Source organism: Microbacterium sp. K41, from assembly GCF_004794395.1.
Lineage (GTDB): Bacteria > Actinomycetota > Actinomycetes > Actinomycetales > Microbacteriaceae > Microbacterium > Microbacterium sufflavum.
The window spans coordinates 1-2,673 of the sequence record NZ_SSDO01000058.1; the positions used below are offsets into that span (position 1 = coordinate 1).

Annotated in this window: 2 protein-coding genes and 2 pseudogenes; 2 read left to right on the top strand and 2 right to left on the bottom strand. The window is 71.8% G+C overall.

Features of this window, described 5'->3' with window-relative positions:
• Positions 1-635 (bottom strand): annotated as a pseudogene (locus DW309_RS00980) (sensor histidine kinase); the annotation flags it as partial.
• Between the two features lie 115 nt (positions 636-750).
• Between DW309_RS00980 and DW309_RS00985 the strand changes: the two are divergent.
• Together DW309_RS00985 and nucS are read left to right on the top strand one after the other, a co-directional pair.
• The gene (locus tag DW309_RS00985; RefSeq protein ID WP_136044275.1) at positions 751-1,710 is read left to right on the top strand and encodes a GAP family protein; all 960 of its coding nucleotides are present in this window, start codon (positions 751-753) and stop codon (positions 1,708-1,710) included.
• Positions 1,711-1,750: 40 nt separating this feature from the next.
• A complete protein-coding gene (gene nucS, locus DW309_RS00990) occupies positions 1,751-2,446 on the top strand; it encodes an endonuclease NucS (protein ID WP_136030957.1) in 696 nt (231 codons plus the stop codon).
• 15 nt (positions 2,447-2,461) lie between these two features.
• Here nucS and DW309_RS00995 read toward each other — a convergent pair.
• Positions 2,462-2,673: pseudogene (locus DW309_RS00995) on the bottom strand (response regulator); the annotation flags it as partial.

Genomic DNA, 2,673 nt, shown 5'->3' on the forward strand with positions numbered 1-2,673 from the left:
GCCACCACGTCGTGCAGCTCGCGCGCCATGGCCTCCCGCTCCCGCTGCACGGCCTCGGTGCGGTCGCGTTCCGCGGCGGCGGCGGCGTCCTCGGCGCGTTGACGGTGCAGCTCCGCCAGCTCGTGCGCCTGCGAGACCGCGACCGCCCACCAGTAGTCGGTTCCGAAGATGGCCCCGAACTGCACGCCGAACAGCACGGCCACCGGCACGTCGACGTCGGCGAACAGCAGTGCGGCGAAGAACAGCGCCGCGGTCGCCGTGCCCAGAGAGATCAGGAGTACGCGGCGGCCACGCGGTCCGGCGCGGAACGCCGCCATCCACAGCACGTCCAGCAGCACGACCAGGGTGCCGACGCCCCCCACGGTGAGCAGATCGGCGAGGAACAGCACCGCCACCAGCACCAGCACCGTCCACGGCCGTCGTGCCTTGCCGAGCGAGAGCACGCACGCCGGAACCGCGAGTACCAGCGCCCACCACGGCGACACGTCGTCCGACAGCAGCGAGAACGGGCCCCAGAGCCCGTGGAAGCCGAAGGCGGCCATGACCACGGAGAGCACCAGTGCACCGAGCGGATCCGCCCACCAGCGGTGGCGCCGATACCAGGCGCCGAGACCGCCCTCGCCCGGTTCGTGCATGACCTCATGCAACCACGGTGACCGCGGGGTCGCATCCGACGAAGGGATGAGGGTCGTGCGGCAGACGGTACTTTCGCCCGATCCGCCCGGCCGCGCCGGCCGCGACGGTGGAGGCATGGAACTCTTCGGCGGACTCCCCCTCCCCCTGTCGCTCGCGGTGCTGGCGCTCATCGACGGGCTCAGCGTGGGCACCCTGCTGATCCCCGTCTTCCTGCTGCTGCACCCGGGGCGCGTGCGAGCCGGTCGCATCGTGCTGTATCTGGTGACGATCGCGGGGTTTTACCTGGCGGTCGGGCTCCTGTTCCTGTGGGGACTGGTGAACCTGGCGGACGTCGCCTCCGACTTCCTCGCGTCCCCGGCGGGGATGATCACGCGGCTGCTGGTGGGCGTCGCGCTGCTGATCACCGCGTTCGCGATGCCCACCTCGAAGCCCGCAGCGGTCGGCGATGGGGAGCGGCAGCCGCCGCGGGTGTCGCCGTGGACCGGGAGGCCGTCCGCCTCCGGTCGCGCCTCCGCGGCGACACCCGACCCGGCCCCGCTGTTTCGAGCGGCCGCCTCCGACCCGGAGCCCGAACCGCGATGGATTGGCGCGTCGTCCGATTCGCCCGTCGCCGCCACGGGTTCCGCTCTCGAACGCCCCGAGTCCGCGACCACGGGGCACGCACGCCCACGCCCTGGACGCCTCCTGCGGTGGCGCGAACGCCTGCTCGACCCGCGCACGCGAGGGTTCGCGGTGATGGCGGTCGCGATCGCCGCGGGGCTCGTCGAGGTCGCCACGATGCTCCCCTACCTCGTGGCCATGACGATGCTCGCCGACGCGGGTGTCGACACCCCATTCCGCGTGCTCGCGCTGGTCGGCTATTGCGCGCTCATGATCGCGCCCGCCCTCGTCCTCCTGGTGCTGCGGCTCGTGGCGGCGCCGCTCGTGCAGCGCCCGCTGGAGCGCTTCGCGGCGTGGATGGAGCGCACGGGCGCCGAGAACACGGCATGGATCATCGGCATCATCGGGTTCCTGATCGCGCGGTCGGCCGCCACCGAGCTCGGGCTGTTCGACGCGCTCGGCTCGATCCTCTGAGCCGGTCGGCGCAGCGTCGGCGACGAAGTAGGCTCGTCGGGTGCGTCTCGTCATCGCCCGCTGCTCGGTGGACTACTCCGGCCGGCTCAACGCCCATCTCCCGCTCGCCACGCGCCTGCTCGTGCACAAGGGCGACGGGAGCCTGCTCGTGCACTCCGATGGGGGAAGCTACAAGCCCCTCAACTGGATGAGCCCGCCCTGCTCCCTCGCCACGGAGGTCCCGGGCGAGGAGGAGGCGACCGCCGGCGTCGTCGAGGTGTGGCGCGTCACGCACAAGAAGACGGGCGATGCGCTGCGCGTGCAGATCTACGAGATCATCCACGACTCGCAGCACGAACTGGGCATCGACCCCGGGCTGCAGAAGGACGGCGTCGAGGCCGACCTGCAGCGCCTGCTGGCCGAGCAGGTCGAGCTCATCGCCGAGGGCGCGACCCTGGTGCGCCGGGAGTATCCGACCGCCATCGGTCCGGTCGACCTGCTGGTGCGTGACGCGGAGGGCGCTGCGATCGCCGTGGAGGTCAAGCGCCGGGGCGACATCGACGGCGTGGAGCAGCTGACGCGCTACCTGGAGCTGCTGGGCCGCGACCCCCACCTCTCCCCCGTGCAGGGCGTCTTCGCCGCGCAGGAGATCAAGCCGCAAGCCCGCGTGCTCGCCGAAGACCGCGGCATCCGCTGCCTGGTGCTCGACTACGACGACATGAAGGGCATCGAGTCGGGCATCCCCCGGCTGTTCTGACACCGCTCGCCGCGGTCAGCGCACGGAGATCAGCCGTCGCGGTGGCCCTTCCAGCCGGGCGACCGCGATCCTGACCTCGGTCACCTCGTGCTCGATCCCCGTCAGCCGTTCCTCCAGGGCCCCGAAGCGCGCGTCCATGCCGGAGAATCGCTCCTCCACCATCGCGAACCGCGCATCCGACGCCGCGAACCGCGCATCCATCCGCTCTTCCATGCCCGAGAATCGCC